The sequence below is a fragment of the Fluviispira sanaruensis genome (genome assembly GCF_004295685.1).
In the GTDB taxonomy this organism is placed as follows: domain Bacteria; phylum Bdellovibrionota_B; class Oligoflexia; order Silvanigrellales; family Silvanigrellaceae; genus Silvanigrella; species Silvanigrella sanaruensis.
In genome coordinates, this window is the sequence record NZ_AP019368.1 from 3,332,501 (window position 1) to 3,359,337 (window position 26,837).

Consider the following 26,837-nt stretch of genomic DNA (forward strand, 5'->3'; position numbering starts at 1 on the left):
GAGGACTTGACGTCATCCCCACCTTCCTCCGGTTTATCACCGGCAGTACCCCTATAGTTGCCAACTTAATGATGCCAAATAAGGGAAAGGGTTGCGCTCGTTGCGGGACTTAACCCAACATCTCACGACACGAGCTGACGACAGCCATGCAGCACCTGTATCCGTGTGTATTGCTACTATTACGCATCTCTGCGCTTTTCACGGTATGTCAAACCCAGGTAAGGTTCTTCGCGTTGCTTCGAATTAAACCACATACTCCACCTCTTGTGCGGGTCCCCGTCAATTCCTTTGAGTTTTAGCCTTGCGGCCGTACTCCCCAGGCGGATAACTTAGCGCGTGAGCTACGGTACTGAGGGGGTCAACTCCCCCAACACCTAGTTATCATCGTTTACGGCGTGGACTACCAGGGTATCTAATCCTGTTTGCTCCCCACGCTTTCGTTCCTCAGCGTCAGTATTTAGCCAGGTGGTCGCCTTCGCCTCCGGTGTTCCTGCTGATCTCTACGGATGTCACTCCTACACCAGCAATTCCACCACCCTCTCTAAAACTCAAGAAAAACAGTCTCAAATGCACGTCCCAGGTTGAGCCTGGGGATTTCACACTTGACTTGTCTTCCCGCCTACGAACCCTTTACGCCCAGTAATTCCGAACAACGCTTGCACCCTTCGTATTACCGCGGCTGCTGGCACGAAGTTAGCCGGTGCTTCTTACTCTGGTACCATCAAATGTGAGACTTATTAACTCCCACACCCTTCTTCCCAGCCGAAAGAGCTTTACAACCCGAAGGCCTTCATCACTCACGCGGCGTTGCTGCGTCAGGGTTTCCCCCATTGCGCAATATTCCCCACTGCTGCCTCCCGTAGGAGTCTGGACCGTGTCTCAGTTCCAGTGTGGCTGATCGTCCTCTCAGACCAGCTACCCATCTTCGCCTTGGTGGGCCGTTACCCCGCCAACAAGCTAATGGGACATGGGCTCATCCTTTGGCAACCGGCCTTGCGGTCCCGGCTTTTCCAAAAACCTTTCGGCTTTTGCTTATGCGGTATTAGCTACAGTTTCCCGTAGTTATCCCACACCATAGGGCAGATTCCCATGCATTACTCACCCGTGCGCCACTAAGGTATTGCTACCTCCGTTCGACTTGCATGTGTTAGGCACGCCGCCAGCGTTCGTTCTGAGCCAGGATCAAACTCTTAGCTCTAATTACTTACTCCATAACTCGCGTTATGAAGATTTTTTTTCTTTTGACGGCTCGTCTTTTATCTCGAGCCCCGAAGCTTCCTTCTCTCTCGACTTGCGCCGATTGAGTCAAAGCCTCTAAGGACCCGCACTCTGTTTCTGCTCTCTTCTCTTGTCAAATAACTTCTCTTTGCTTCACTCCGTCTTTCCTTTTTCAGAGAGACTTCGCTAGCAGCGAGAACCTTTAGCTACACAACCCACATTCGCTTGTCAAACCTTTCTTGGAAAAAATTTTAACTTTTTTTTCAGATCATTTAATATGTTGAATTTATTAAAATTTTTAAAATTCATCCTTGCAAAATTTTAGCCTATTTTTTGCGCATTCAGAATAGAAAAGCAATTGCCCTAGAATCCTAGGACTTTAGCTTTCATCTTTCCCGGCATATCTCAAACCTTCTTGTAAATATTTGTATTTACAAGAAAAAAAAGAGTCTCTCCTTTGCGCGAAACTTTGTGACTCTTCTACTTAAAAAAAACGATTTTTTTTACTGAAATTTTTTAATTTACTAGATTAAGAAATCTTTATTTGGTAAAGCTTTCGCACTACTTTTACGAGCCGTGAGATTTCACACCACAGAAAAGAATGGAGTACAAGATGAATACTAATTTTACTAAAGAAAACTCATTATTTTCTAAAAAAATTGTCTCAGACGCATTAACATTCGATGACGTCCTTTTATTACCTGGTTACTCAGAAACCTTACCGCACGAAGCAAATGTAAGTTCATATATTTCAAAGAATCTAAAACTTCATAGCCCTATCGTTTCTGCAGCAATGGACACGGTGACTGAGCATGAGCTTGCGGCAAGCATTGCTCGCCAGGGTGGACTTGGAATTATTCACAAGAACTTAACACCTGATGATCAAGCAGAAGAAGTTAAACTGGTGAAACGTTCAGAAAGTGGAGTTGTTTTAAATCCAATTCAAGTTTCTCCACTCGATACAATTCAGTCCGCTAAATCCATAATGGAATCGCGTAGAATATCTGGACTCCCTGTTGTTGAGAATGGAAGACTCGTCGGCCTTGTTACAGGACGCGACGTTCGCTTTGAATCCGATCCCGCAAAAGTTATAAAAGATATAATGACTGAACGCAGTCGTCTTATAGTTATGAGGAAAGAGCACAGAGACGCACCTTGGGAGCAGAATCTGTTTGAACAAGTTAAAAATCTTTTGCAAAAACATAGAATTAAAAAGGTTCCGATTGTTGATGCCGAAGATCGTTTGGTTGGTCTCATCACAAGAAGAGATATCGAAAGTGCAATCAAATATCCAAATGCATCGAAAGACTCCTCAGGCAAACTTCTGGTAGGCGCAGCCGTTGGCGTGACTCCTTTTGATGTTGAGAAGCGCATCCCAGCACTTGTTGAAGCAGGCGTTGATGTTCTTGTCATTGACACCGCACATGGACATAGCAAAGGCGTGATCTCAACAGTCGCTGCTATTAAAAAGCAATATGGCAATAAAATAACTATAGTTGCAGGCAATATTGCCACTGGCGAAGCAGCAAAAGCACTTGCCGATGCAGGAGCTGATTGTGTGAAAGTCGGAATTGGCCCAGGTTCTATCTGCACAACTCGTATCGTAGCGGGCATAGGAGTTCCACAAATCAGCGCTATTATGAGCGTTGCCGAAGCTCTTGCAGGAACCGATGTTAAAATCATTGCTGATGGCGGGATCAAATACAGTGGTGACATTGTCAAAGCACTTGCCGCTGGAGCCCACTTGGTCATGCTCGGTGGACTTTTTGCTGGTACAGAAGAATCCCCAGGTGAAAGAGTGAGTTTTCAAGGAAAAGTTTACAAACGCTACAGAGGAATGGGTTCTTTAGGCGCTATGAAATTGGGCTCTAAAGATCGTTATTTCCAAGGCACTCAAAGTGATAATAACAAGTTAGTTCCAGAAGGAATTGAAGGTCAGGTTCCATACAGAGGACCTCTCTCCGATGTTATCCATCAACTCGTTGGTGGAATTAGAGCTGGCATGGGTTACACAGGAGCAAAAGACATTCTCGATCTTCACGAGAAGGCTAAATTTGTAAAGATCACTGCAGCAGGCTTAAAAGAAAGTCATGTGCACGACGTCACAATCACGGAAGAAGCTCCAAACTACAGTCTCCACAGATCATAAAATCTAGCGCTCGCTTTTTAGCGGGCGTTCATGTTTTACATTATAAAAGGGAAAAGAAATGATTCTCGTTATCGATTTTGGTTCTCAATTTACACAACTCGTTGCAAGAAGAGTAAGAGAGCTATCTGTTTATTCTGAAATTGTCCCATTCAAAAATGGAAAAGAAAAAATTCTCGAACTCAAAAAGCAAGGTAAATTATCGGGCGTCATATTTTCCGGCGGACCTCATAGCGTATATGAAGAAAATGCCCCTAAAATTGACATTAATATTGAAGAACTTGGTGTCCCACTTTTAGGTATTTGTTATGGTCTGCAACTTATAAATTATATGCTTGGCGGTAAAGTTTCTCCTGCAAAAAATAGAGAATATGGCTTCGAGAAAATTAAAATTGAAAATAATATTAATAAAAATAATCCTCTGTTTAATTTAATCGGCAGAGAAGAAAATATCGTATGGATGAGTCATGGCGATCAAATTCAAGAACTCTCCAGTAAATTGACAATCGATTCTCTGACAAGAAACGGTGTTATATCTTCCTTTCATCATAATGAACTTCCTATTTTTGGTCTCCAATTCCATCCAGAAGTTGAACATTCACTCTGTGGAAAAGAAATTATCAAACATTTTGTAGAAGAAATTTGTCAAGATAAAAAATCTTGGGACAGCTCTTCACAAATTGAAAATGCTGTTAAATCAATTAGAGAAACTGTTGATAAAGAAGGAAAAGACACAAAAGTTATCTGCGCTCTCAGTGGCGGTGTTGACTCTTGTGTAGCAGCTGTTCTTGCACAAAAGGCTGTTGGGGACAGATTACTTTGTTTATTTATTAACAATGGTTTGTTACGTAAAAATGAATACAATGAAGTTCTTGACCGCTTTAAAAAAGATCTCAATCTAAATGTCAAAGGCGTAGATGCATCGGAGCTCTTTCTTGGCAGACTCGCAGGCGTACAAGACCCAGAACAAAAGCGTAAAATAATTGGCAATACTTTTATAGATGTCTTTGAAGCTGAAACAAAAGAAATTCCAAATGCAAAATTTTTAGTTCAAGGCACTCTTTACCCCGATGTTATTGAATCTATTTCTTTGCATGGAACAAGTGTGACGATAAAAACCCACCACAATGTGGGTGGATTGCCTGAGAAAATGAAGTTTAAACTCATTGAGCCACTTAGAGAACTTTTTAAAGATGAAGTGAGAAGATTGGGCGCCGAAATGGGTATTCCGCAGGACATGCTTGCTCGTCATCCTTTTCCAGGACCAGGTCTAGGTATTCGCGTTCTAGGAGAAGTCACAAAAGAAAGATTAAATATTCTGCGTGAAGCAGACGCTATTTTTATCGAAGAACTCAAAAAGCAAAATCACTATCATTCAACTTGGCAGGCATTTGTGGTGCTCTTACCCGTTAATTCCGTAGGAGTGATGGGCGATGGGCGGACTTATGAAAGCGTTGCTGCAATTCGTTGTGTCAGTGCAACAGATGGCATGACGGCTGATTGGACAAAGCTTCCATATGACTTTTTAGCACATGTTTCTTCAAGAATTATAAATGAAGTTAAGGGCATAAACAGAGTCGTGTATGACATTAGCACCAAGCCACCAGCGACGATTGAGTGGGAGTAGTCTTTAAGAAATAACAGTTATTTAACTGCACAAGATCCGCGCCTAAAGTATTCGGCAGAAAAAACGTCGCATTCGGGCGAATAGCAATATGCTGGATATGAATAACTTGTAAGCATTTTTTTGCGAAATAAAGCGAGAATTTTACTTGCCTTCTGGGCTGCCGCTCTCTGATCCAATCTTTTATATAAATAAACGATTATTTAGGCTGTTTTATTAGGAATGCTAAACCTTCTCCGCCGACCCAAAATCCTTTACAATCTTAAGCTTTGAGAATCAAAGTATTGTTTTCCGTTCCATTACCAACTCCAAATTCAGCAAAAGTCACTCATCTGTACAATTTAAACGCTTAAGAATTTCAAGAGTAATGCCACCTTCATTTGCCTGGGAAAAGCATTTTTTACCAAAGCTATTAAGCAGATTTAGATTTGATTGATGCCGTTGATTTACTTGAAAAGCAAGGATTATATCTTGAATTTCATAAACATTAGATTGTGTACTTATAATGGATCGCAAAATTGATAATAAAGATTTTGGCAGAATGGCTTTTATTAAATTTTTTTCTTACATGGATGCAAAATCCTTATTTAAATTTAAGATCACTTCATTATTAAATTATACAAATAATTTTGAGCTGTGTTCTCTTCTGAAGCAGGTACATAATGACAAATTAATGAGAATATTCAATTATTTTAAGATAATAACCTTTAATCTTTGCAACTTTTTTAATCTAAATAGATCGTCGTGATAAAATGCAAATAGACTTTTTGAAATGCATAGATAATATGAATAAGTGTATGTTAAGGAGAAAATTTCGTTGATATCGCTCATACGACGAAAAATTACACATGGAAACCTATGCTTTTTAAGAGGTGTAAATGTATAATATAGTTGACAAAAAAACTTGGGTGCCCATAAGATGGAAGTAAAAGAAATCTACGAACAATATCAGAAAAGTCAAAACTATGACATTTCAACTTTTGTTCCAGAGCCTGAAAAGCTCACAGCGATCGTTATCACCAAAAATGAAGAGAAAAATATTGCAAGATGTCTTTCCTCCCTAGATTTTGTTGATGAAATAATTATCGTTGACTCGGGCAGCACAGATAAGACGATTGAAATTGCAAAAAAATTTAGCAAAGTCTGTGTCATTCAAACAAAATGGTATGGTTTTGTTGAAAATAAAAGAATTGCTGTCGAAAAAGCTGAGCACGATTGGATTCTTTGGGTCGATGCCGATGAAGTGGTACCTGTAGATCTTGCAAAAGAATGGGATGAACGTGTGGCAGAAGGAACTTTTCATGAAACTGCTGGGATTGACGTCGCGCGCAAAACTTTTTTCTTAAATCACTGGGTAAAGCATTCAGGTTGGTATCCAGGTCGGGTTACGCGATTTTTCCATAAAAAACGGGCATATTTCAATGACAACATTTTGCATGAGGGTGTCGTTGCCAAACAAGGATATATTGTTGAAAGTTTTAAAACAGATCTTTTACATTACTCATATACATCTATTTATCAATATTTTGATAAAATGAACAAATATGGATTTGCAGGAGCGAATGAAATTAAAAGAAAAAGAAAAATCGTTTTTCTTCCACAATTATTTTTACAGCCAATGTGGACATTTTTTCGTTTTTATTTCTTAAAAAAAGGCTTTCTTGATGGCCGAATTGGTCTTATTGTTTGCATTGGTGCATCCTTTTCAAATTTCATAAAATATGCAAATTATTTTTTCCTAAAAAAATATAACTATGTAGAAATCAATGAAAAAGAATAATTTTAATCGAGCAATGGAATACTTATTATATGAAAGATGATTCATCCAATAGAATCTTAATTAGTAGAACTGATAATATTGGTGATGTTATTTTAACTTTACCAATGGCAGGAATCATCAAAAGTCAAATCCCAAATACAAAAATACTTTTTTTAGGGAAAAAATACACTAAACCAATTATAGATTGCTGCGAATATATTGATGAATTTTATGATTGGGATGAAGTAAAAAAAAATAATGAATTGATAGAATGCGACACAATAATTCATGTTTTTCCAAACAAAGAAATTGCGAAATATTTTAGCAAATTAAAAGTTTCAAATAGAGTTGGAACAAATAGAAGGCTATATCATTGGATATATTGCAATAAAAAAGTAAATCTCAGTCGCAAAAATTCTTTATTGCATGAGTCTCAACTTAATATCAAATTACTCTCTCCACTTAACTTTAAAAGTGAATATAATCTTGAAGAGATTATTAGTTTTTATGGATTTAACAGAACTCAAGGCTTAGACAACGAATATTCAAAATGGATTAAAAAAGACAAATTCAATTTAATTTTACATCCTAAGTCCAAAGGAAGCGCCCGTGAATGGCCACCAGAGAAATTTGTTGAATTAGCCAATACTTTGGATAAGAATATTTATAATATTTTTATTTCCGGAACAAATACAGAAAAAGAATTCATTGAAAAGCAAATCGTAAAATATGCTCCGCATGTGAAAAATATTGCAGGTACACTGAACTTATCTCAATTTATTTCATTTATTAAAGAATGTGATGGTTTAATCGCTGCCAGTACGGGTCCACTGCATATTGCAGCTGCTCTTGGAATTCATGCGCTCGGTTTATATCCACCGATAAAAACTATGATTCCAGAAAGATGGGGGCCACTTGGAGAAAAAGCAGAGTTTTTATTAGCTACGACAGAAAATAAAAATAATTTGTGTATGAAAAATTGCAATATTTTAAAAATTTGTTCTTGTATCAAAAAACTGGAAGCACATTCTGTTTTAAATTTAATTCTTAAATGGGGTAAAAAATCTCCTAGTTGATAATCTATTACCAATCTCGTAGTCTCTAAATGTTAAATCATCATTTTTGAAAAATTTTGGTGGTTCAATTTGACTTTATTTTCATACGAAAATTAAAATATTTTTTTTGTGTATATTATTTCTCAATTAGATACTTTTTCCTACTTACGAAATGGAGACAAACATGGATTATAAAGTAAAAGATATATCTCTGGCTGAATTAGGCAGAAAACAAATTGAAATTGCTGAAAAAGAAATGCCTGGCCTTATGACTCTTAGAGAACGTTATGGCAAATCTAAACCTCTCAAAGGAGCTCGTATAGCAGGCAGTTTGCACATGACAGTAGAAACAGCCGTTTTGATAGAAACCTTGTGTGTACTTGGAGCAGATGTACGTTGGTCAAGTTGTAATATCTTTTCTACAGTTGATGCTGCTGCAGCTGCCATTGCAAAAACAGGTGTGCCTGTCTTTGCATGGAAAGGCGAAACTGAAGAAGAATACATTTGGTGTATTGAGCAGTCATTAAAATTTCCAAATGGCAATGGCCCAAATATGTTGCTCGATGATGGAGGAGATCTCACATCTTTAGTGCACAAAAAATTCCCGCAGCTTCTAAAAGATATTAAGGGAGTTTCTGAAGAAACAACGACAGGAGTTCATCATTTACACCAAATGGTAAAAAAAGGTGAACTCAAAATACCAGCAATTAACATCAATGACAGCGTAACAAAGAGCAAATTCGACAACCTCTATGGTTGCCGTGAATCATTGCCAGACGGAATCAAACGCGCAACAGACGTTATGATTGCTGGTAAAACCGTTGTCGTTGCTGGATATGGTGATGTTGGAAAGGGTTGCGCTCACGCAATGAGACATCATGGTGCACGGGTTTTAATTACTGAAATTGATCCGATTAATTCTTTGCAAGCCGCTATGGAAGGTTACCAAATCGTCACAATGGATGAAGTCGTAAAAGACGCTCATATTTTTGTCACAGCTACAGGCTGCTGCGATATTATTACTGCAGCGCATATGGCGAAAATGCGCGACCAAGCCATTGTTTGTAACATCGGACATTTTGATGTGGAAATTGACGTTGCAGGTCTCAAAGCAACTAATGGAATTAAGCATATAAATATCAAACCACAAGTGGATAAATATCAATTCACTGATGGGCACGAAATTATTCTTTTAGCAGAAGGACGTCTTGTTAACTTAGGCTGCGCAACAGGACATCCTGCTTTCGTTATGAGCACAAGTTTTACGAATCAAGTCCTTGCCCAGATTGAATTATGGCAAAACCATGGGCAGTATAAAATAGATGTTTATACCTTACCTAAAAAACTCGATGAAGAAGTTGCAAGATTGCATTTAGAAAAACTAGGAGTTAAATTAACAAAACTCACAAATAAACAAGCAGAATATTTAAGCATACCAGTTGAAGGACCATATAAACCTGATTCTTATAGATATTAATAATTCAAAGTTTATTTAAAGCATCGGATTGAATCCGATGCTCTTTTTGTTTTTGCATTGACACCAAATAAATAGACAAAATTATCAATACAATTGATAACCATTCTGTCAGACTAATTGTCTCATTAAAAATAATATATCCCCAAAATAATCCCACCATAGCAACTATACAACCAACGAGGCTATAATAAACGGGACCAGCAATTTTTAATAATTCAAAAAAGATAACATAACCTATACTAGATAATATTATTTCAATAATAATAAAAAAATTTGGTAGATCGAGTGGAAACTTAATAATATGAAAATTATCCGTCATGATCGTTATTGGAGCAATAATCATTGAGGAGGCCAACAACATTCCTGCACTGAGAGCGAGTGAAGAGGCATGCACAGGCCTTAGTTTCACCATAAAGATAGTGCATGATGCGAGGAGAAAAGGAGTTAATAAAGCAAACAACATCCAATTAAAATCTGCATAAATCGTTAACTTAGGATAAAAAAGAATAACAAGACCAAAAAATCCTATTATAATACCAAGAAATCTATAGACAGAAAATTTTTCAAGAAGGAAAAAAATAGATAATACGTAAGTAATAATAGGTGAAGTATTTACTATCAAACCCAAAATACCAGAGGGCACATGAGTTGCAGAAAAATACATCGTTATATTTGGCAAAACGATTCCAAGTAATCCGCAAATAAAATAAAACAAAATATGTTGAATGCTAAATTCTGGAAATTTTTTATCTCTCAATAAAGTTACTATAAGAATAAAAACTGCTGGCCCAAAACTTTGCCAAAAAGAATATCCGAGAGGTGTCACCCCGCTTTCCATTGCGAATTTAGCAATAGAAAAGCCTGTCCCCCAGCACATTCCTAAACTTACGAGCAATAAAAGAGATTTAAAGAACATCTTATTAAATGTGAACAGCATTTAGACGCCTCAATTCAAGCAATTAAATTTCCTTAAAGAAAATCCTTCAATAGAAATTTTTGGAATAATAAGAGCAATTTTCACTCCTATTTTTTTTGCTTCTTCTAACAAACTTGCGTATTTTGCATCTATTTCATGCGCTGTACGGAAACCTTTGAGAAGAATATTCTCATCTACTTCACTTCCACGCATAAGTACGAAAAATAACCAAGCTTCATCTCCAGCGTGTTTCGCATTCATAAGTTCAGTAAGATGTTTTTGCCCCCGAGTTGTGACAGCATCAGGAAAGATCCAAGTATTATCAATTAATTTCATACTCACACTTTTTACTTCTATCCAGCATTTTTGATCACTTTTTTCAGATGATAGACAGAAATCAAAGCGTGTTTCCTTGGTAAAGACAGCTTCACGTTTTACCTTTTGCCATTTTTCAAAGCATTCATAAGGGAAGTTTGTAGAAATAAAATATTGTTCTCTACTTTTTCCCACAGTTTTATTTAATAATTCTTCAACAAATTGATTGGCTCTTGCAGTGTTTAAACAGGCGTAACCATCTTCTAAATAAAGCAATTCTAAAGAATGGCGTAATTTACGTTTAGGGTTTTGTGAATCTAAAATATATGCAGGAGCATTTTGCACAAGACAGCTTTTCATACTTCCACTGTTTGCGCAATGAACTGTTTTAACCTCGTTTTCCGCTGACATGACGTCAACAAAAAAGCGTTTATATCTATTTATAAAACTACATTTTTCCAAAGGAAAAGAATATTTTAATAAATTCATTCTTAATTAATTTCAGATGAATTGTCTTGCGTATAATTTCTGCTTGCAAACATTTGCATTACTTTTTCAAAGGGAACTTGATAATTTGTACTGCAATAATGACATTTCATTTCTACGCTTTCAGATTTTTTAATAATATCTTTTAATTCATCCATAGGTAAAGTCACAAGCACGCCTTCGACTTTTTCCTGTGAACAACTGCAAACGAGTTTTGGATTGATACTTTTGATTGCCTTTAACTCATCGGGGATCAATTTTTGTGCTAATATATCTGGATCATTATTTTCTAAAAACAATTCACGCATAGACGGCAAATTTTCAATATGATTTCTTAATTTCTCTGAAGCTTCATCAGAAATATCTGGCAATTCTTGATAAATTACTCCAAAAGCATGAATTTCGCCACTTTTCTCATCTATCCAGCTGCTCAATTGTAATTTCGTGTTCATTTGAAAACTTGATTGCAAATGTTCATTCAAAGCATCTTCAATCGAGCTTGTTTTTGACAAAGTAAAACCTTCTGAGAGGCCCGCATTATTGCGCTGCGAACGTAATGAACGCACTTGCAATTCAGAAAAGCATTTTTCACCCTTATCTAGACTTTGCACTATAGGAGTGTCATCCGCACACTCAATATAGCCCTTTGTTTCTGCTTGAAAAGTTGTTTCCGCCCCAATTGTGAAATCACCACCACATTGTATTCTTAGATTAATTCTCTCTTCATAGTCGAGCACAGAAGAAAGCAAAACACAACCGAGCATAGAGTCTGAGAGGAGAAGAGTTCTTGGGGTATTTAAGCTATGAATTTTTTTGACTTCTTGCATTAAATTGCTCAGATGCAACATGCGATAGCAATATTGCACCTTTGTATCCACAGCAAAAAATAAGTAATCTTGAAACATGAAATTGTCCTTACTTGTAAGAAATTCTTAGGCAAAATCTAACCTAAGCGAAGCATTCATCTCTATACTAAACTTAAGTATTTTACGACAAAATATTGTGTGATACCCTTGGCTCAAATTAACTTTTTTAGATCGATCCTGTATAAAATGAAAAATACATTCATATCCATTCTACAGAAGAGGAAAAAAAATGAAAGTTCTCGTAACTGGGGGTGCTGGATATATTGGAAGCACAATATGCTCAGCATTAGAAGATGCTGGGCACACACCCATTATTCTAGACTCACTTGTCACCGGTCGAATCGAGTTTATAAGGGATAGAGCTTTATATAAAGGTGATATTGCAGATGTGAAACTGCTCAATAAAATCTTCAATGACCACCCAGATATCAACTGCACAATTCACTGCGCTGCACTTATAATTGTTTCAGAAAGTGTGCAAAAACCTTATGAATATTATAGAGAAAACGTAGCTAAATCCAACGAATTATTTGAAAACTTAAAATCACTGGGATGTCATAAAATTGTATTTAGCTCATCGGCCGCTATTTACGATGCTGTTCCTAATTTTATGGTCACAGAAGATTCTCCTTTAAAACCGCTCAGTCCATATGCAAAAACAAAGTATATGATGGAAATGATACTACAGGATTATTGTACATCTTTTGAATATTTTAAAGCAATTTCATTAAGGTACTTTAATCCAATTGGCGCCGATCCTAAAATGCGCTCAGGTTTATATATTGAAAACCCATCTCATGTTTTAGGCAAATTGGTTGACACCGCAACAGGTAGGAACAAAGAATTTCAAATTACAGGCGTCGAATGGCCAACACGTGATGGAAGTGGCATTCGCGATTATATCCATGTCTGGGATCTCGCACAGGCGCATGTAAAAGCAATTGAAAACTTCGATTTTGCTTTTTCAAAACGCGAACCTAAATTTAAAAACTTTCATATAATTAATTTAGGCACAGGTCGCGGTGTGACAGTAAGAGAATTATTAAGAGAATTTGAAAATGTATTTGGGCGTGAAATCCCCAAAAAAGTTGCTCCATCACGTCCGGGTGATGTAGCAGGAGCCTATGCAAATGAAAATACCGCATTGGATTTGCTAGAATGGAAAGCTACTTTGCATATTAATCAAGGTATTGAAGACTCTTTAAAGTGGCACAGCATACGAGAGCAAATTATAATATATAATCCCAATAATAATAAGCATAATTGATAATAATTTATTTATATTAACACTTCAAATAAATAAAGCAAATTTAAATTAAATTTTATAAATTATTGATTTTTATGACAATTTAATTTTAATCAACATCCCTTTTAATAAAATATAAATATGATATTTTATATTTAGATCCAATTTATTAATAGAATTGGATTTAGGACTAATAATTAAACCTCTTGGAAAAGGATTTCTAATGAAGAGAAATGGATTTATCTTATCAAGTTCCGCCCTTTTAGCAATTGTTTACAGCAGTTCTGTATCTGCTGCAGAATACAAAGTTGTAGAATTCAAAAAAAATATCATTTATCTTGACCCCAATGCACAGGGTCATTCTGAAAATCCAAAATCTTTCCCAATTACTGTGAAAGATGAGAATAAAATTTCGAGTGATTTGGCAGCAAAGGCTATACAATTCAGTCCAGATGAAAGTTTATTAACAGAGTTTAATCAAAAAGTATTTTGTAGAAAAGTTAAATTTGAAGTAAAAAATAACCAATTGCAAATTATTTCTATGCCAAACGAAATTTCTACTTTGATGACTTGCTATTATAAACCACGCTCAACAGATCGAAATATTACTTTAACAGATAAGCAAAAAAGTCTTGAAATAAAATTCAACTACACCTTCGACTCATGGCGGAACTTAATAAAAAAAGATTACAATGGTAAAGAATATTTTTTACCAGCTACTAAGTTTGCAAAGTATATACATTCAAAAATTAATTCTGGCAATAATATTAATTATGCAACAGACATTCTTCTCGATGGGAGTGATCTTTGGGAAGATGAAAATTATGGCATTTTAGAAAAAGAAAGAACTGGTGTTTGGAACCAAGGTACTTTATCATATAATGGTGATACTTATTTAGACATGAGTGCTATTTATCAAAGTGAAAAATTTCCTAAATTAGAAAAATTAACTATCAGACAATTTAAAATAGAAAATCTAAATTCCTTTGCATTTCCAAAAGCAAAATCTTTAAAACACCTAAATTATTCTCTTAATAAATTCTATGTTGTGAAAAAAAATTCTTTCAAAAGACTTAAGAATTTAGAAATTCTCGATCTTAATGGAAACAGAATCAAAACAATTGAAGGTAATTCCTTTGAAAGACTAAAAAATCTTAAAAAATTAGACCTGCAAAATAATTACATTAGCGCAATATCAGAAAACACCTTCGCAGGGCTTGTTAATTTACAAGAACTTGATTTATCGAATAACAAACCACTAGATAAAGATGACAATTTGATTCAAATGGAGCTTAACGGAGAACCTAAACTGCCTAAGTTAGAAAAATTGACAATAGAAGGAAGTAATGTTGGCAAAATAGATAAAGTATTCTTTCAATCAATGCCCTTACTAACTTCTCTTAAGCTAAAAGAAAATGCATTAACAGATATTCCTGAAAACGTTTTCGCGAATAATCATGAATTGAAAGAAGTTGATTTAAGCCAGAATAAAATTCAAAATATTTCTTCATTAGGCAACACAAATATCGCCAATTTGAATTTGAGTGACAATAAAATTGAATCACTAAATGATTCTTTCTTTAATAGCATTCAAAATATCGAAGTTCTAAACCTTTCTCAGAACTCTATTCATTCTATTAATAAATCACATTTATCTCCAGAATTAAAAATTGTGAATTTAGGAAATAATAAATTGACATCTATTCCAAACGCGCTCTCAAATAACTTAGAAGATCTTACCATCTCTATAAATAAAATTGAACAGTTAAATGGCAATGAACTTGCTCAATATTTCAATCTTAAATCATTAAACTTATTTGACAATCAAATCAAAGAGATTCCAAGTGAAGCTTTTAAAACTCAAAGCACACTTATAAAACTTAATCTAGCTAAAAATAAATTTACAGAAGTTCCCACAACCTCATTTCAATATTTAGCGAGCCTAGAAACTTTAGATCTCTCTAACAACTCTCTACAGAGCATAAATCAAAATTCCTTTGATGGATTGAAAAGTTTAAAATATTTATTTATAAACCACAATGAAGTACCGTTAGCATTTAATATCAATCATAATATTAGACTTGATTCTATTTCTATCCTATATTCATTAAGGGAAGATGAAGTAAACAGAGTAAAAAAATTATTTGAAGGCACTCCCAAAATCACAATTCACAATGAATACGATTATTAATTTTTATCTTTATTTAATGGGATTGCTATTTTCATAGACAGCAATCCCGTTGACTTTCCAGTATGCGTCTTTCAACATTTTATCAATTTGAGCGCTCTGTGAGCCATTCGCTAAAAATTGCATATTGCGTATCAAAATAAGTGAATCAAAAACCTGTGACTCGGTGCTTAAATTTTTAATATTTTCTTGCAATATTTTTTCAAAATAGTCATTAAATTTTCCTTTTTCAGACAAGCGTTTTATTGAACTTAAATCATTACTATCACGAGAAACAACTAAAAATTCTTTTTTATCACTTGGAATAAGTAAAGGAATAGAAAATAATTTCGTCAATTTACTCAACTCACTCAAGTCCTCAAAACCCTCCCCAATTAAAAGAGTATGAATATGCTTCTTAAAAATGAGCTCATAAGCTTCTCCTGACAACCTCCCACCGTCATTTTTAGATTCAACTATATAAAATTCATATGAAACTCCACTTATGGCAGAAGAAGATAAAAAAGCAGCCACTCCTCTCAAAAAATTTTGCTTATACTTCTGATTTTTTCTGCTTTTTTCTAAAATAATCCCTATGCGCATCTCTTGGGGGTTGTCGTTTATGAGATGAACTAAGCGATTTCTTATCGCAGAATTATTTATAGAAATCCCTGACAGAAGTGTTAGGCTATCAGAATTTTTAACTATATTTTTTTCTAATATTTCAAGAGCAGTAGAATAATCTCCATCTTTTATTTTTGTCAAAAAAACATTCGCTACAAAATCATTTGAAAATTCAGAAGCAATATTTTCATCAAAATTCAAGACTGATAATCTTGCTTCAACATCAAAAAGCGTTAATTTTTTTGTGTCCTCTTTATCTAACGAGACAGTTTGAAAATTATTTTTCTTCATTAAATCTTGAAGTTTTTTTAATTGAATTTTTTCAAATTCCTTATTAATTGAAAATCTTGCTGCTTCAGCTGCCAATGCATAGTATTTTACTAAATAATTCGCTTGTAAATTTGGAAATTCAAGAACCTTCACGAGACTGACTGCAAGAGAATATTTTTTTACTTTTATATATACTTGGAGTAAACCATATGAACAGATTGAAGTCATTGGCAAACTTAAAATATTTTCACTCAATGCTTCTTCTAAAAACATCTGCGACTGCAATTGCTCTTTTTCATCCATATTAATGAGAGCTATTCTGCACTTAGCCATAGCTATATCTTTTTTTGAAGAATATTCATTTTTTAAAATATTTTTATAAAGTTCCGAAGACTTTTCATAATCTTTATTATAAAAAAAGCTCTCTGCTTTATCTAAAACAGAGAGTTGAGCAAAAGTTGCAAAATGGATTTGAATTAAACCTAAAAAAATGAGTTTAAAATTAATCTGGCGCCCCAACCCGCACCATAGCTGTTCTAAGAATTCTTTCACCGATTTTATAACCAGCCATAAATTCATCGATTACTGTTTCCTGCTTGAATGAAGCGTCCACGATTTTTGCGATGGCATTGTGATAAGTAGGGTTAAATGGAGCATCCTTACCAGGAAGTCTTTCAATTCCATGCTTTTTCACTGCATCTTGAAACACTTTAGAAACCAACTGAACCCCTTCCACAATCCCTGCTACTTTTTTCCCTTCTTCAGTTTCAAAGTTAATTTGGGTAAGTTCAATAGCAGACATTGCCTTATCGAAGGCATCAATGACGGGGAGAAGATCTTTAGCAAATTCTTGGATGGAATAAAGACGTGTATCTGCCTTCTCACGTTCCATTCTTTTACGCATATTTTCGGCGTCAGCAGCAATGCGCAACATACGGTCGTGAGTTTCAGAAAGTTTGGCTTGAACCGCTGCGCACTCTGCCTCAAGGGAAGAGATTCTCGCAGCTTCTTCATTTTGTGCGGTCGATGCCCCTTGAACTTCAGGATTTTGGCTATCAGAATTGCTAGATTTATCATTAATTTCAGGAGAGTTTGTTTCACCCATCGCTTCATCAGATGACATTTGTATAATATTTTTCAAAAACATAGTGCATATCCTCACATTTCGGTTCTATCGTTACCAAGGTCATTGAGAGTTTAAGCAGAGAAAGCATCTGGTCAACAACAAAAATTTTGAATAAATGCATTTGGTGCTTGAAAAGTTTTCTTCACTTTATAAGAATGACCTTCGTTTCAGCTACTTTGAAAGAAAGGCGCTCCTGACTATGCTTGATCCAAAATTTATCCGAGATAACCTAGAAGCTATTGCAATTGCAGCAAAAAATAAGAGATTTGAATTTGATCCCAATCTCTTTTCTGAACTATACGACAAACGCTCTAAATATATCAAAGAAACTGAAGAGCTCAGAAGCAAACGCAATGAAGGCTCCGATGCCGTAAAAAAAGCGAAATCTAAAGAAGAAAGAGAATCTTTAGTCGCTCAAATGAGAGCTTTAGGCCCTATTCTCGAAGAATCTGAAAAAAATCTTCGCGAAGTTGAAAAAGACTTCGAAAGACTCTTACTGACCGTGCCAAGCATAGCTTCAGATGACACACCAATTGGCGCAAGTGACGCTGACAATGTTGAAATCAAAAAGGTGGGTGAGATCCCAAGATTTGAGTTTAAAGCTTTAGACCACATCACACTCGGCAAAAATCTTGGCATCATGGACTTTGAAAGAGGGACACAGATTGCAGGATCCCGCAGTTATTTTCTAACAGGCGTAGGAGCAGAGCTTGAAAGAGCTGTGCATTCGCTGGCACTCGAAGTCTTAAAAAAACGCAATTATAAACAAATGAGTGTCCCTGTTCTCGTGCGCACAAGCGCAATGGAAGGCACAGGATATCTTCCAGGTGGGGCAGACCAAGCTTATTTCGTTGAAAAAGATGATATGTGGCTCGTGGGCACTTCGGAAGTTCCACTAGCAAGCTATCACCAAAATGAGATGATCGAAGCCGCTCAATTGCCTATAAAAATGTGTGCATGGTCAACTTGCTTCCGCCGCGAAGCGGGTGCTGCTGGCAAGGATACAAAAGGACTTTACCGCGTTCATCAATTTCAAAAAATTGAACAAGTGATTATTTGTGAACCAAATATTGAAAAAAGTGATATTTTGCATGCAGAACTCTTACAAAATGCTGAAGATATTCTCCAATTATTAGAGCTTCCGTACAGAGTTGTTCAGGTATGCACAGGAGATTTAGGGCAAGGCCAGGTTAAAAAGAATGATGTGGAAACTTGGATGCCAAGTAGAAATAATTACGGAGAAACTCATAGCTGTTCGAGTTTTTATGATTTCCAAGCACGTCGCCTCAAAATTCGTACACGTGATGAAAATGGCAAAGCTCAAATTTGTTTTACCTTAAACAACACTGCCGTAGCGACTCCTCGTTTACTTATCCCTCTGCTCGAAAATCATCAAACTCCTGACGGACGTATTCGTATACCGAAAGCTCTCCGTAAATTTATGGATAACGCAGAATATATTGGCTAAAAAAGCAAAGAATATCGCATTTTATTTTGGAGAAAATATGCTTGCTTGCATCTGGGATTATTATGGAATAGATTCCAAGGGAACGGCAGAACACTTTGAAAAGCATTTAAAAGAATTTATACATGTGAAAAATGTTGAAAACTGTATCACTGGGGTTCGAGCAGATGGAAAAAATCAAGCCTTTGTTTGGTGCGCAGGTGAAGAAAACTCTTTAGATAAAGTCATCACAGCATTAAAACCTAAGCATTTTATTCACAAAGAAGACTTTACTGAGTTTGGTATTCTCATTTAAAATCATTCCATTCAAAATATTTTATAATAAAATTCTTTTTTTTCGTTGCAATCGCAGCTGAATAATTCGCATCGATATAAAATTTTTCCAAAGTCCAATCCCAAACTGGATAATCTGAGTTTTTATCTTCAATAACTTCACAGCTTTTTTGGGGATCTATAGAAACAGTTATATTTTCAGGTGGATAATAAAATCCTAATCCTAATGCTTTTATAATCGCTTCTTTGCAACTCCAAACATGGAAAAATGATGCACATTTATCTATACTACTTAAACTCAGCCAAGCATTGTATTCGCAAAGTGAAAAAACTAATTTTGCGGAACCAGCCATATCAAAATCATTATTAAATTCTTCAATATCGACACCAATTTCATGTTCCAGACAAAAAGCAAGAGCAATCCAGTTGCCTGCATGGGAAATATTGAATTTTAAATTCTTTACATTTATATTCTCAGATAAGAATGGTTTATGATATTTAGAGTATGCAAATAAAACTTGGGAAGTTTTCAAGTCTAAATATTTTGCTGATAATATTCTTATTAAAGCTCTACCAACGATAGAACGAATAACATCTATTTTTTTATAAAATTTTCTAAATTTATTCAGTTCAATTTCATCTAATATCTGCTTATATTTAAATAAATAATTTTCAGCTTCAGAAATATTAACTCGCCAAATATGCACTTCATCATTATTCAGATGAACAACATCATTATTTTTAACTTCCCAATAATTCATGTTTCATTTATCCTGTTCATCATGTTTGAGTCGAGAAAAAGCAAAACCTCCATTCAAGCTCCAGACTAACTTAAAGCCAATTCTTCTTAAACTCTTTGCAATAAATAAAGATCTATTGCCAGTAGAGCAAACTAATGCTATTTTTTTATTATTATATTCATTTTCACCATGGACAAGATTAATAATTAAATTTACAATTTGACTTTTTGGAATATTAGTTGGTCTCACTTCCAGTCCTATAAAATTCCAATCTTTAAAAAGCAATGACTCCGCTCGTTCACGTATATCAATCACAAAATAGTTATCTGCTAACAATTTTGCATGGTCTAAAATTGGTAAATTTGTATCTTTAATTTCATATGTATTAATCAATCCACAGACGATTTGTCCGTGTTGATTTTGAGACGTGATCTGTGAATCTAGTATTTTCTTTTCGCTAGAAAATTCCTCAAATGAAAAGATGCAATAAGGATTAAATACTTTTTGTAAGAGTTGATTATTTTTCTTTTCAACTCCCCAGACAGTAGCAAAGCTACTGTTATAATCGTGCGCCGAACAAAGTATTGTCTTTTCCGCTAACACTTTATCAAGAGTTTGTAGTGTTGTGTAAAAATGTTTAATACCACTGACTCCAAAATCAGTTCTTCCCAATCCTCCACTTAAAATTGTATCGCCAACAAAAGCAAAAATAGGTTCATTTTGATCGGATAAATTGTAAACTAGATATGTCACACTATCAAGTGTATGTCCTGGGGTTTTTAACTTCTTTATTTTCCAATAATGGGAAGAAAAATTTAAAAACTCATCACTTTCATTAGGCCATCCAAGTGGATCTTTTGAGTTATCGGGTAAATTTAAAGCGAGGAATATATTTTTCCGTGCAGATTCATGATCTGCATGTGAATGTGTGTCTAAAACTGCGCATACATTAAAATTCCGACATTTTATTATATTAACTATTCTATCTATACTTTCATAAGTAGGATCTATGATAATACAATTTTTTTCATTTTTATCAATTAATAACCAAGAATTCGCATTTTGATAGTCTATTTGAATGACTCCATGAATTTCGTCTTCAGGAGATATAGATTCATAAGAATTATTTTCAATATTGCAGGATAAATTTAAACAAGTATTTCTCAATGCTTTTCCTGCAGATAAAATAGCTTCTGCTCCTGCCAAAATCTCTTCTTTTTTTGTAGCGAAGCCAAAAGAAAGCCTAATAGCGGATGCTAATTTCCACTCTGGAAGTTTCATTGCTATGAGCACATGACTGTGACTCACCGACTTAGAATTACACGCAGAACCACCACTTACACTTATTCCTGCCGCATCGAAAACATTCATGAGTTCCTTAGATGAAATGCCAAATATTGAAAAGTTAAGCGTGGTCGAAACAGAATCTTTAAAATCCGAATTAAACTCAATTGTAGGAAAGGCTTTTTTTAAAGCATTTACTAAAATAGCTCTAAATGATTCAAGCTCTTTTTCTGTCCTTAAGGCTTGAACAGGTACCCCCTTTTTTCTCCCACTTAACATTTCGAGCACAACTCCAAGCGCTGCAATACCAGGTAGATTTTCTGTTCCAGAACGAATCCCTTGTTCCTGTCCCCCTCCAACTATCAATGGGCAGCGAGGAGCTCCATCGCGCAGATATAAAAAACCAATTCCTTTTGGTGCATGAATTTTGTGCGCACTAAACGAAGCATAATCAATGCTGAAATTCTTGAAATCAAGATCAATTTTTCCAAGAGCTTGTACGCAATCTACAAGCCAATAAATATGATGTTTTTGTTTCCTAATTATTCTTTCAATTTTTTTTAAGTTCTGTATTACTCCTGTTTCGTTATTTACAGCCATTGTACAGAGAAGCAAGGTATCTTTTGCATGTTCAGACAGCTGTTCATATTTAATAATTCCATCTGTGTTTACCTCTAAAACAACGATTGGAATATTCAATTTAAGCACTTTTAGCCAATGCTCTAATGCACTTGAAACAGCTTTATGCTCAGTAGATGCCACTAAAATTTTTTTAGAATTATTTAATTCTTTTTTGATAGAACTATCCGCAAAACTTTGCAAACAGGAAAGAATGCCAATTTGAATAGCTTCAGTCGCTCCGCTTGTAAAAAAAATTTCGTTTGGATTGGCATTTAAGACATCACTGGCAAATTGGCGTGAACGTTCAAGGATCAGCTTAGCTTCTGCTCCAGCCATATGCGTGCTGCTTGGGTTGCCATAAACACGTTGCATAGAACAAATAGCTGCTTTGCATGACTCCTCTAAGATTGGAGTCGTGGCGTTGCAGTCAAAATAAATTCGATTCTGCCCATAAGTTACCATTTTTTATGCCTCCATTGGCTGATTAAGAAAATTTAATACATATAAGATTTAACAAATACACCTAAATAACTCCAGATAAAAAGATTTTTTAATTTATTCTGTCGAGTTCTAAACTAGAAAAATTCAAAACAAGTTAATTGCTAAATTTTTTTTGGCTATCTAAAATTGATTTTTTAATTTTTATACACATTTAACAAAACATCATAAAATATATAATTAATTGAATCTTTAGGTAGAATTTTTTGCAAAAGGGATATAAAGAAAAAGCTTTGGCATGATTGTTCATGTTTAGATATTCATTCGCAATAAATAAGTGTCACTAATTTTGCAAAATAATAATACATATTTTTATTTTGCACACTTAATAATTTTTGAAAGTTGAGCATATGAAGAAAATAACTCTTTTAAATCTCCTATTTTTTTCATTAGGATCCATCATTGGATCTGGATGGCTTTATGGGGCTTATTACACTGCTAAGCTTGCTGGAAATGCTGCAATTATTTCTTGGATTATTGGGGGCCTCATGATGTCTATTGTTGCCCTAAGTTATGCAGAAGTAATCTTAAATAAAAAGTTTAATAATCTTTCCGACGCCGCTGCACATAGTTTGAGTAAGAATGGCTGTACGCTTGTGAGCATCTTAACTTGGATTTGGACAGCCCTGATCCCCCCCATTGAAGTACAAGCCACAGTTCAATATGCTTCAAATTATTTTAATTGGATCCGAAAGAGCGACGTACAAAATTTTGAGCTCTCAAGCGCTGGTTTAGTACTTTCATTTTTTCTTCTTTTTATCATGTTTTCTATAAATATATTTGCGTCAAATACAGTTGGACGCTTTAATAAACTCATCACAATTATTAAAGTCATTATTCCTATTTCAGTAGCATTTATTTTCTTCTATGTCATATATAAAAACCCGATAAATGCAATTAATAATTTATCCCTTGGTATTTTCAGCGAAGGGATTTCAGGAATGCTCGTTGCAATCTCAACAGGCGGTATTGCATTTTCATTCATAGGTTTTCAAACTGCTATTTTCCTAGCGAAAGAAACGGATAATCCCCAAAAAAATATTCCTATAGCAGTCTTCGGCTCCATATTCATTGCTATTGTTGTTTATTTACTTATACAGATTGGTTTTAATCTCTCGATTCCTAACGATCATCTAAACAATGGGTGGTCACAATTAAACTTTGCCGGCGACTCAGGTCCTATTGCAGGTCTTTTAGCCATGTTTGGTTTCTTATTTATGAGTTATTTTCTTTATTTTGATGCAGTCATCTCGCCATTCGGCACTGGACTTGGTTATAAAGTAGCAGCCTCTCGCGTACTCAGCAATCTATCTGAAGCAAAAATTTTTCCTAATATCATTTCACAAAAAAATCGCTATGGTTCTCCCTACTACGCGAATATAATTAATTTTATAATAGGAGTCGTATTTTTAAGCGTCGTTTCAGGCTGGCAAAGCATGATAGCAATTCTATGTGGACTTATTATATTAACCATGTCCTATGTGCCTATTTACGTTTTATATGCACGTATAAATAATTTTATGGAAACGAGTTTTAAAGTAAAATATTTTAAAATAATATCATTTTTAAGTTTCTATTTCTGTAATTTAATGCTTGTTTGGTGTGAATGGGCACAAATAAAATCTGTTTTTATAATTTTCTCAACGATATTCTTATCAATCAATATAATCAATAAGTTAAAAAATAATTTCTCTTTTAATCCCATTTTCCATGCAATTATTCCCCTTCATGCTATTTCAATTGCGACTATCACCTACTTAAAAAAATTCCAACCCTCATTTTACTTTGAACTCATTAGTATTCTTATAATTTCTTTAACATTAATGATTTTAATTTATAAATTATATAGCAAAACATCTTCTGTAAATAAGAAGAATGAAGAAAATAAAATGGCGTCATAAATTCTAATAATTTTTTATATTGCACAAAATAAAAATATTGCTAATCTATAATGAGCAGCACTCCCATACAAACTTGGAGGCTTTTGTCGATGCTTAAATTTATTATTATTATTATTTCTTTAGTCCCTGGCTTTATTTTTTCAAATGAAGCAAACAAAAACACTTTGTCTACAAAAGCAGAGATTGCTAGTGAAATAGCTATCGTTGCAGGTGGATGCTTTTGGTGCGTGCAATCCGATTTTGATAAATTAGAGGGTGTTACAAAAACAGTTGTCGGATATGATGGAGGCTTTGATAAATCTATAACTTATGAAAAAGTATCATCAGGCAAAACACTATTTGTCGAATCAACAAAAATCTTTTATGACCCCAAAAAACTTAGCTATGCTCAGCTCTTAGATTATTTTTGGCGACATGTTGATCCTACCGATAATAATGGACAATTTTGTGACAAAGGAAAACAGTACAGAACTGTTGTTTTTTATTTAAATGATTCACAAAAAAAAATAGCTCTTGAAACTAAAGAAAAAATTAAAAAAATTATTAAAAATGTTCATACAGATATTATTCCTTCCACTGTTTTTGTAGATGCAGAAGAATATCACCAGAATTATTACAAAAAAAATCCTATTCGCTATTCATTTTATCGTAAAACTTGTGGCAGAGACGCCAGACTAAAGGAGCTTTGGGATGCTAAATAAAACAAATAAAATTCGGATAATTTACTCTACTTTAATTCTATCTTTAACAGGAACAACAATGGCTGATAATAATGAAAAAAAAGCGCAAGTATTTTCACAAGATGATTCAAAATATGAAAAAATTGACAAGCAATCTGCAATTGAAAAGCTCACTCCAATACAAAAAAAAGTAACGCAGCATGAAGGCACTGAACCTGCTTTTAACAATGAATACTGGAAAAATGAAGAACCAGGAATTTACGTCGATGTTGTCTCTGGTGAGCCATTATTCAGTTCAACTGACAAATACGATTCCAAAACTGGTTGGCCTAGTTTTTCAAAACCAATTGATAATAAATATATAGCGACCAAAACCGATAAACGACTCCTCCGCGAAGAACGCACTGAAGTACGCTCAAAATACGCCGATTCACACCTTGGCCATGTATTTGATGATGGTCCTGCTCCTACTCACAAACGCTATTGCATGAATTCAGCCTCTATGCGATTTATTCCACTTAAAGATATGGAAAAACTTGGATATGGTAAATACTTATATCTTTTTAATAAGAATAAATAAATTGAAATATTAGAAATATTATTCGATATTCAAGTTCTCTCACTTTATAATCAATGAATTAATCAACAATTCATTACAAATATTCTCCGTACTAAGCATAAGCTTTATAAGTTCATGTGGCCTTAAATTTGAAGTAAAGAAATCAGATAAAAAAACTGCTACTTTCGCTGGCTCCTATAAAGTTACAAGTTTTTCTTGCGGTGATGAAATCAATAGCAATTACGCTCCATACAGCCCTGACGGTTCTCTTCCTCCATATGGATATTCTAGTTTTGGTTTTACCCCATTTGGCTTTAAACCATTTGGATCATTAGAATAATAAAATGATAATAGTCAGTTGTTTTTTTGCAGGATATCCAAGTCCATCAGACACATTAAATAAATGCCTAGCTCCACCAAACTCCATATCAAAGGCCTTGAGTGATGCCTTGAATGATAAGGCTTTAATTGGTTTTAAAAATGGATTGGGATCAACTCGAACGTAGTGTCCAGGCTCATAAGGATTTATAATTATGTTTATACATTATGAATCATGTATTCATCTGTATATAGATATTGCATAGATTATACAGGGATTGAATAGAACATTTTGATTTTTACTTATGTTAGCTTGATACAGAATTTAAACTATATTATATTAAACCCTCAAAGTTATATTGTATTTTTTTGAAAGTTTATTAGGAATTAAATTATGGAATTTTTAGAAGCTCTTTCTTTACGCCATGCTTGTAAAGTTTTTGATGAGTCTCGTACAGTTTCCGAAGAAGACAAAAGATTAATTGTCGAATTTGGTCGACAATCTCCTTCTTCATTTGGCATTGAACCATGGCACTTTCTAGTTATTTCGGATAAAAATTTAAGAGAACGTTTAAAACCTGCTTGTTGGAATCAAGCCCAAATAACGACATCTTCTTTTATTGTTGTTTATTTATCTTATTTGCCTTATCACTTCAGAGGAGACACTCCTTTTTTAAAACAAAGGCTTTGGCGAAGAAGTCAGGATAATGAACGATATAAGATCATGCTTGACAAAGTAACAGATTTTTTAGCTGCCCAAGATACACAAGAATGGGCAAAAAGGCAGGTCTATATTCCCCTTGCCAATATGTTAACAGGAGCAACGACATTAAGAATTGATTCTTGTCCGATAGAAGGTTTTGATTCGGAAAAATTAAAACCACTTCTTGTTGAATATATTAATTGGAATACTTTTGATCTTGTTGCTATATCTGCTTTCGGCTACCGAATAAATGAACAACCTAAAAAAATTAGAGAAGAAGTCTCATCTGTTATAACTTATATTAATTAACACCCACTAATTTTATTTATCCAAAATAACTCTTTATTTGTAAATATTTAAGATAGCTAATTGCTTTTTGTAAAGTAGAATTCTATCTAAAAATAATTAAATTTTACTTTTAAATAATTTACTTTTCTCTTAAGAGGTATTGGAACTCATAAATTTTATTTAGGAAAATTTGGAGTCGGACTTTTATATGT

The 26,837-nt window shown here is 34.5% G+C and carries 21 protein-coding genes and 1 rRNA gene (1 of these 22 cut by a window edge); 14 read left to right on the forward strand and 8 right to left on the reverse strand.

Annotation, left to right across the window (positions count from 1 at the left end; genetic code table 11):
• Positions 1 to 1,198: ribosomal RNA gene (locus tag EZS29_RS14170) — 16S ribosomal RNA — on the reverse strand (it extends 339 nt beyond the left edge of the window).
• A gap of 633 nt (positions 1,199 to 1,831) precedes the next feature.
• Between EZS29_RS14170 and guaB the strand changes: the two genes are divergently transcribed.
• The 5 genes from guaB to ahcY all read left to right on the forward strand — a co-directional run bounded on the left by guaB (position 1,832) and on the right by ahcY (position 9,279).
• A complete protein-coding gene (gene guaB / locus EZS29_RS14175) occupies positions 1,832 to 3,367 on the forward strand; it encodes an IMP dehydrogenase (protein ID WP_216678691.1) in 1,536 nt (511 codons plus the stop codon).
• A 58-nt stretch (positions 3,368 to 3,425) separates the two neighbouring features.
• Positions 3,426 to 4,991 carry a glutamine-hydrolyzing GMP synthase gene (guaA, locus tag EZS29_RS14180; RefSeq protein ID WP_130612184.1) on the forward strand — a complete coding sequence of 522 codons (1,566 nt, stop codon included), beginning with the start codon at positions 3,426 to 3,428 and terminating at the stop codon, positions 4,989 to 4,991.
• Between the two features lie 916 nt (positions 4,992 to 5,907).
• Positions 5,908 to 6,768 carry a glycosyltransferase family 2 protein gene (locus EZS29_RS14190; RefSeq protein WP_130612187.1) on the forward strand — a complete coding sequence of 287 codons (861 nt, stop codon included), beginning with the start codon at positions 5,908 to 5,910 and terminating at the stop codon, positions 6,766 to 6,768.
• 29 nt (positions 6,769 to 6,797) lie between these two features.
• Positions 6,798 to 7,823, forward strand: coding sequence for a glycosyltransferase family 9 protein (locus EZS29_RS14195; protein ID WP_130612190.1), 1,026 nt, complete (start codon positions 6,798 to 6,800; stop codon positions 7,821 to 7,823).
• A gap of 163 nt (positions 7,824 to 7,986) precedes the next feature.
• Entirely contained in the window at positions 7,987 to 9,279 is a 1,293-nt protein-coding gene (gene ahcY / locus EZS29_RS14200; RefSeq protein WP_246035204.1) for an adenosylhomocysteinase, read from the forward strand.
• Positions 9,280 to 9,283: 4 nt separating this feature from the next.
• Here the strand turns inward: ahcY and EZS29_RS14205 are convergent, their stop codons facing one another.
• From EZS29_RS14205 to EZS29_RS14215, 3 genes are read right to left on the reverse strand one after another with little or no spacing between them, the layout of a single operon-like run.
• Positions 9,284 to 10,216 carry a DMT family transporter gene (locus EZS29_RS14205; RefSeq protein ID WP_130612196.1) on the reverse strand — a complete coding sequence of 311 codons (933 nt, stop codon included), beginning with the start codon at positions 10,214 to 10,216 and terminating at the stop codon, positions 9,284 to 9,286.
• Positions 10,217 to 10,225: 9 nt separating this feature from the next.
• Positions 10,226 to 10,999: a DNA/RNA nuclease SfsA gene (sfsA, locus tag EZS29_RS14210; RefSeq protein WP_130612199.1), complete on the reverse strand. Its 774-nt coding sequence runs from the start codon at positions 10,997 to 10,999 to the stop codon at positions 10,226 to 10,228.
• Positions 11,000 to 11,001: 2 nt separating this feature from the next.
• Positions 11,002 to 11,901 (reverse strand): Hsp33 family molecular chaperone HslO, encoded by a 900-nt coding sequence (locus EZS29_RS14215; RefSeq protein WP_130612202.1) that lies wholly within the window; start codon positions 11,899 to 11,901, stop codon positions 11,002 to 11,004.
• A gap of 190 nt (positions 11,902 to 12,091) precedes the next feature.
• On the opposite strand from EZS29_RS14215, the gene galE reads away from it, so the two are divergent.
• Entirely contained in the window at positions 12,092 to 13,129 is a 1,038-nt protein-coding gene (galE, locus tag EZS29_RS14220; RefSeq protein WP_130612205.1) for a UDP-glucose 4-epimerase GalE, read from the forward strand.
• A gap of 202 nt (positions 13,130 to 13,331) precedes the next feature.
• A complete protein-coding gene (locus EZS29_RS14225) occupies positions 13,332 to 15,299 on the forward strand; it encodes a leucine-rich repeat domain-containing protein (protein ID WP_130612208.1) in 1,968 nt (655 codons plus the stop codon).
• A 9-nt stretch (positions 15,300 to 15,308) separates the two neighbouring features.
• Here the strand turns inward: EZS29_RS14225 and EZS29_RS14230 are convergent, their stop codons facing one another.
• Positions 15,309 to 16,748: a hypothetical protein gene (locus tag EZS29_RS14230; RefSeq protein WP_172603970.1), complete on the reverse strand. Its 1,440-nt coding sequence runs from the start codon at positions 16,746 to 16,748 to the stop codon at positions 15,309 to 15,311.
• Positions 16,672 to 17,331, reverse strand: coding sequence for a nucleotide exchange factor GrpE (locus EZS29_RS14235; protein WP_130612214.1), 660 nt, complete (start codon positions 17,329 to 17,331; stop codon positions 16,672 to 16,674). The genes EZS29_RS14230 and EZS29_RS14235 overlap by 77 nt, the downstream gene beginning before the upstream one ends.
• 163 nt (positions 17,332 to 17,494) lie before the next feature.
• On the opposite strand from EZS29_RS14235, the gene serS reads away from it, so the two are divergent.
• Both serS and EZS29_RS14245 read left to right on the forward strand, forming a co-directional pair.
• On the forward strand, positions 17,495 to 18,763 hold the full coding sequence (gene serS / locus EZS29_RS14240; protein ID WP_130612218.1) for a serine--tRNA ligase: 1,269 nt from the start codon (positions 17,495 to 17,497) through the stop codon (positions 18,761 to 18,763).
• Positions 18,764 to 18,800: 37 nt separating this feature from the next.
• A complete protein-coding gene (locus EZS29_RS14245) occupies positions 18,801 to 19,055 on the forward strand; it encodes a hypothetical protein (protein WP_130612221.1) in 255 nt (84 codons plus the stop codon).
• Here EZS29_RS14245 and EZS29_RS14250 read toward each other — a convergent pair.
• Together EZS29_RS14250 and EZS29_RS14255 are read right to left on the reverse strand one after the other, a co-directional pair.
• Positions 19,048 to 19,794, reverse strand: a complete 747-nt coding sequence (locus tag EZS29_RS14250; protein ID WP_130612224.1) for a 4'-phosphopantetheinyl transferase family protein — start codon at positions 19,792 to 19,794, stop codon at positions 19,048 to 19,050. The two genes, EZS29_RS14245 and EZS29_RS14250, sit on opposite strands and share 8 nt — an antisense overlap.
• Before the next feature lie 3 nt (positions 19,795 to 19,797).
• On the reverse strand, positions 19,798 to 22,140 hold the full coding sequence (locus EZS29_RS14255) for an aminotransferase class V-fold PLP-dependent enzyme (protein WP_130612227.1): 2,343 nt from the start codon (positions 22,138 to 22,140) through the stop codon (positions 19,798 to 19,800).
• Positions 22,141 to 22,526: 386 nt separating this feature from the next.
• On the opposite strand from EZS29_RS14255, the gene EZS29_RS14260 reads away from it, so the two are divergent.
• The 5 genes from EZS29_RS14260 (at position 22,527) to EZS29_RS14275 (ending at position 26,646) form a co-directional block, all read left to right on the forward strand.
• Positions 22,527 to 24,077: an APC family permease gene (locus EZS29_RS14260; protein ID WP_130612230.1), complete on the forward strand. Its 1,551-nt coding sequence runs from the start codon at positions 22,527 to 22,529 to the stop codon at positions 24,075 to 24,077.
• An 89-nt stretch (positions 24,078 to 24,166) separates the two neighbouring features.
• Positions 24,167 to 24,778, forward strand: a complete 612-nt coding sequence (gene msrA / locus EZS29_RS14265; RefSeq protein WP_130612233.1) for a peptide-methionine (S)-S-oxide reductase MsrA — start codon at positions 24,167 to 24,169, stop codon at positions 24,776 to 24,778.
• A gap of 58 nt (positions 24,779 to 24,836) precedes the next feature.
• Positions 24,837 to 25,337, forward strand: coding sequence for a peptide-methionine (R)-S-oxide reductase MsrB (gene msrB, locus EZS29_RS14270; protein WP_172603995.1), 501 nt, complete (start codon positions 24,837 to 24,839; stop codon positions 25,335 to 25,337).
• A 323-nt stretch (positions 25,338 to 25,660) separates the two neighbouring features.
• Positions 25,661 to 25,822 carry a hypothetical protein gene (locus tag EZS29_RS16025; protein WP_172603971.1) on the forward strand — a complete coding sequence of 54 codons (162 nt, stop codon included), beginning with the start codon at positions 25,661 to 25,663 and terminating at the stop codon, positions 25,820 to 25,822.
• Positions 25,823 to 26,028: 206 nt separating this feature from the next.
• Positions 26,029 to 26,646: an NAD(P)H-dependent oxidoreductase gene (locus EZS29_RS14275; protein ID WP_130612239.1), complete on the forward strand. Its 618-nt coding sequence runs from the start codon at positions 26,029 to 26,031 to the stop codon at positions 26,644 to 26,646.
• Positions 26,647 to 26,837: the final 191 nt, after the last annotated feature.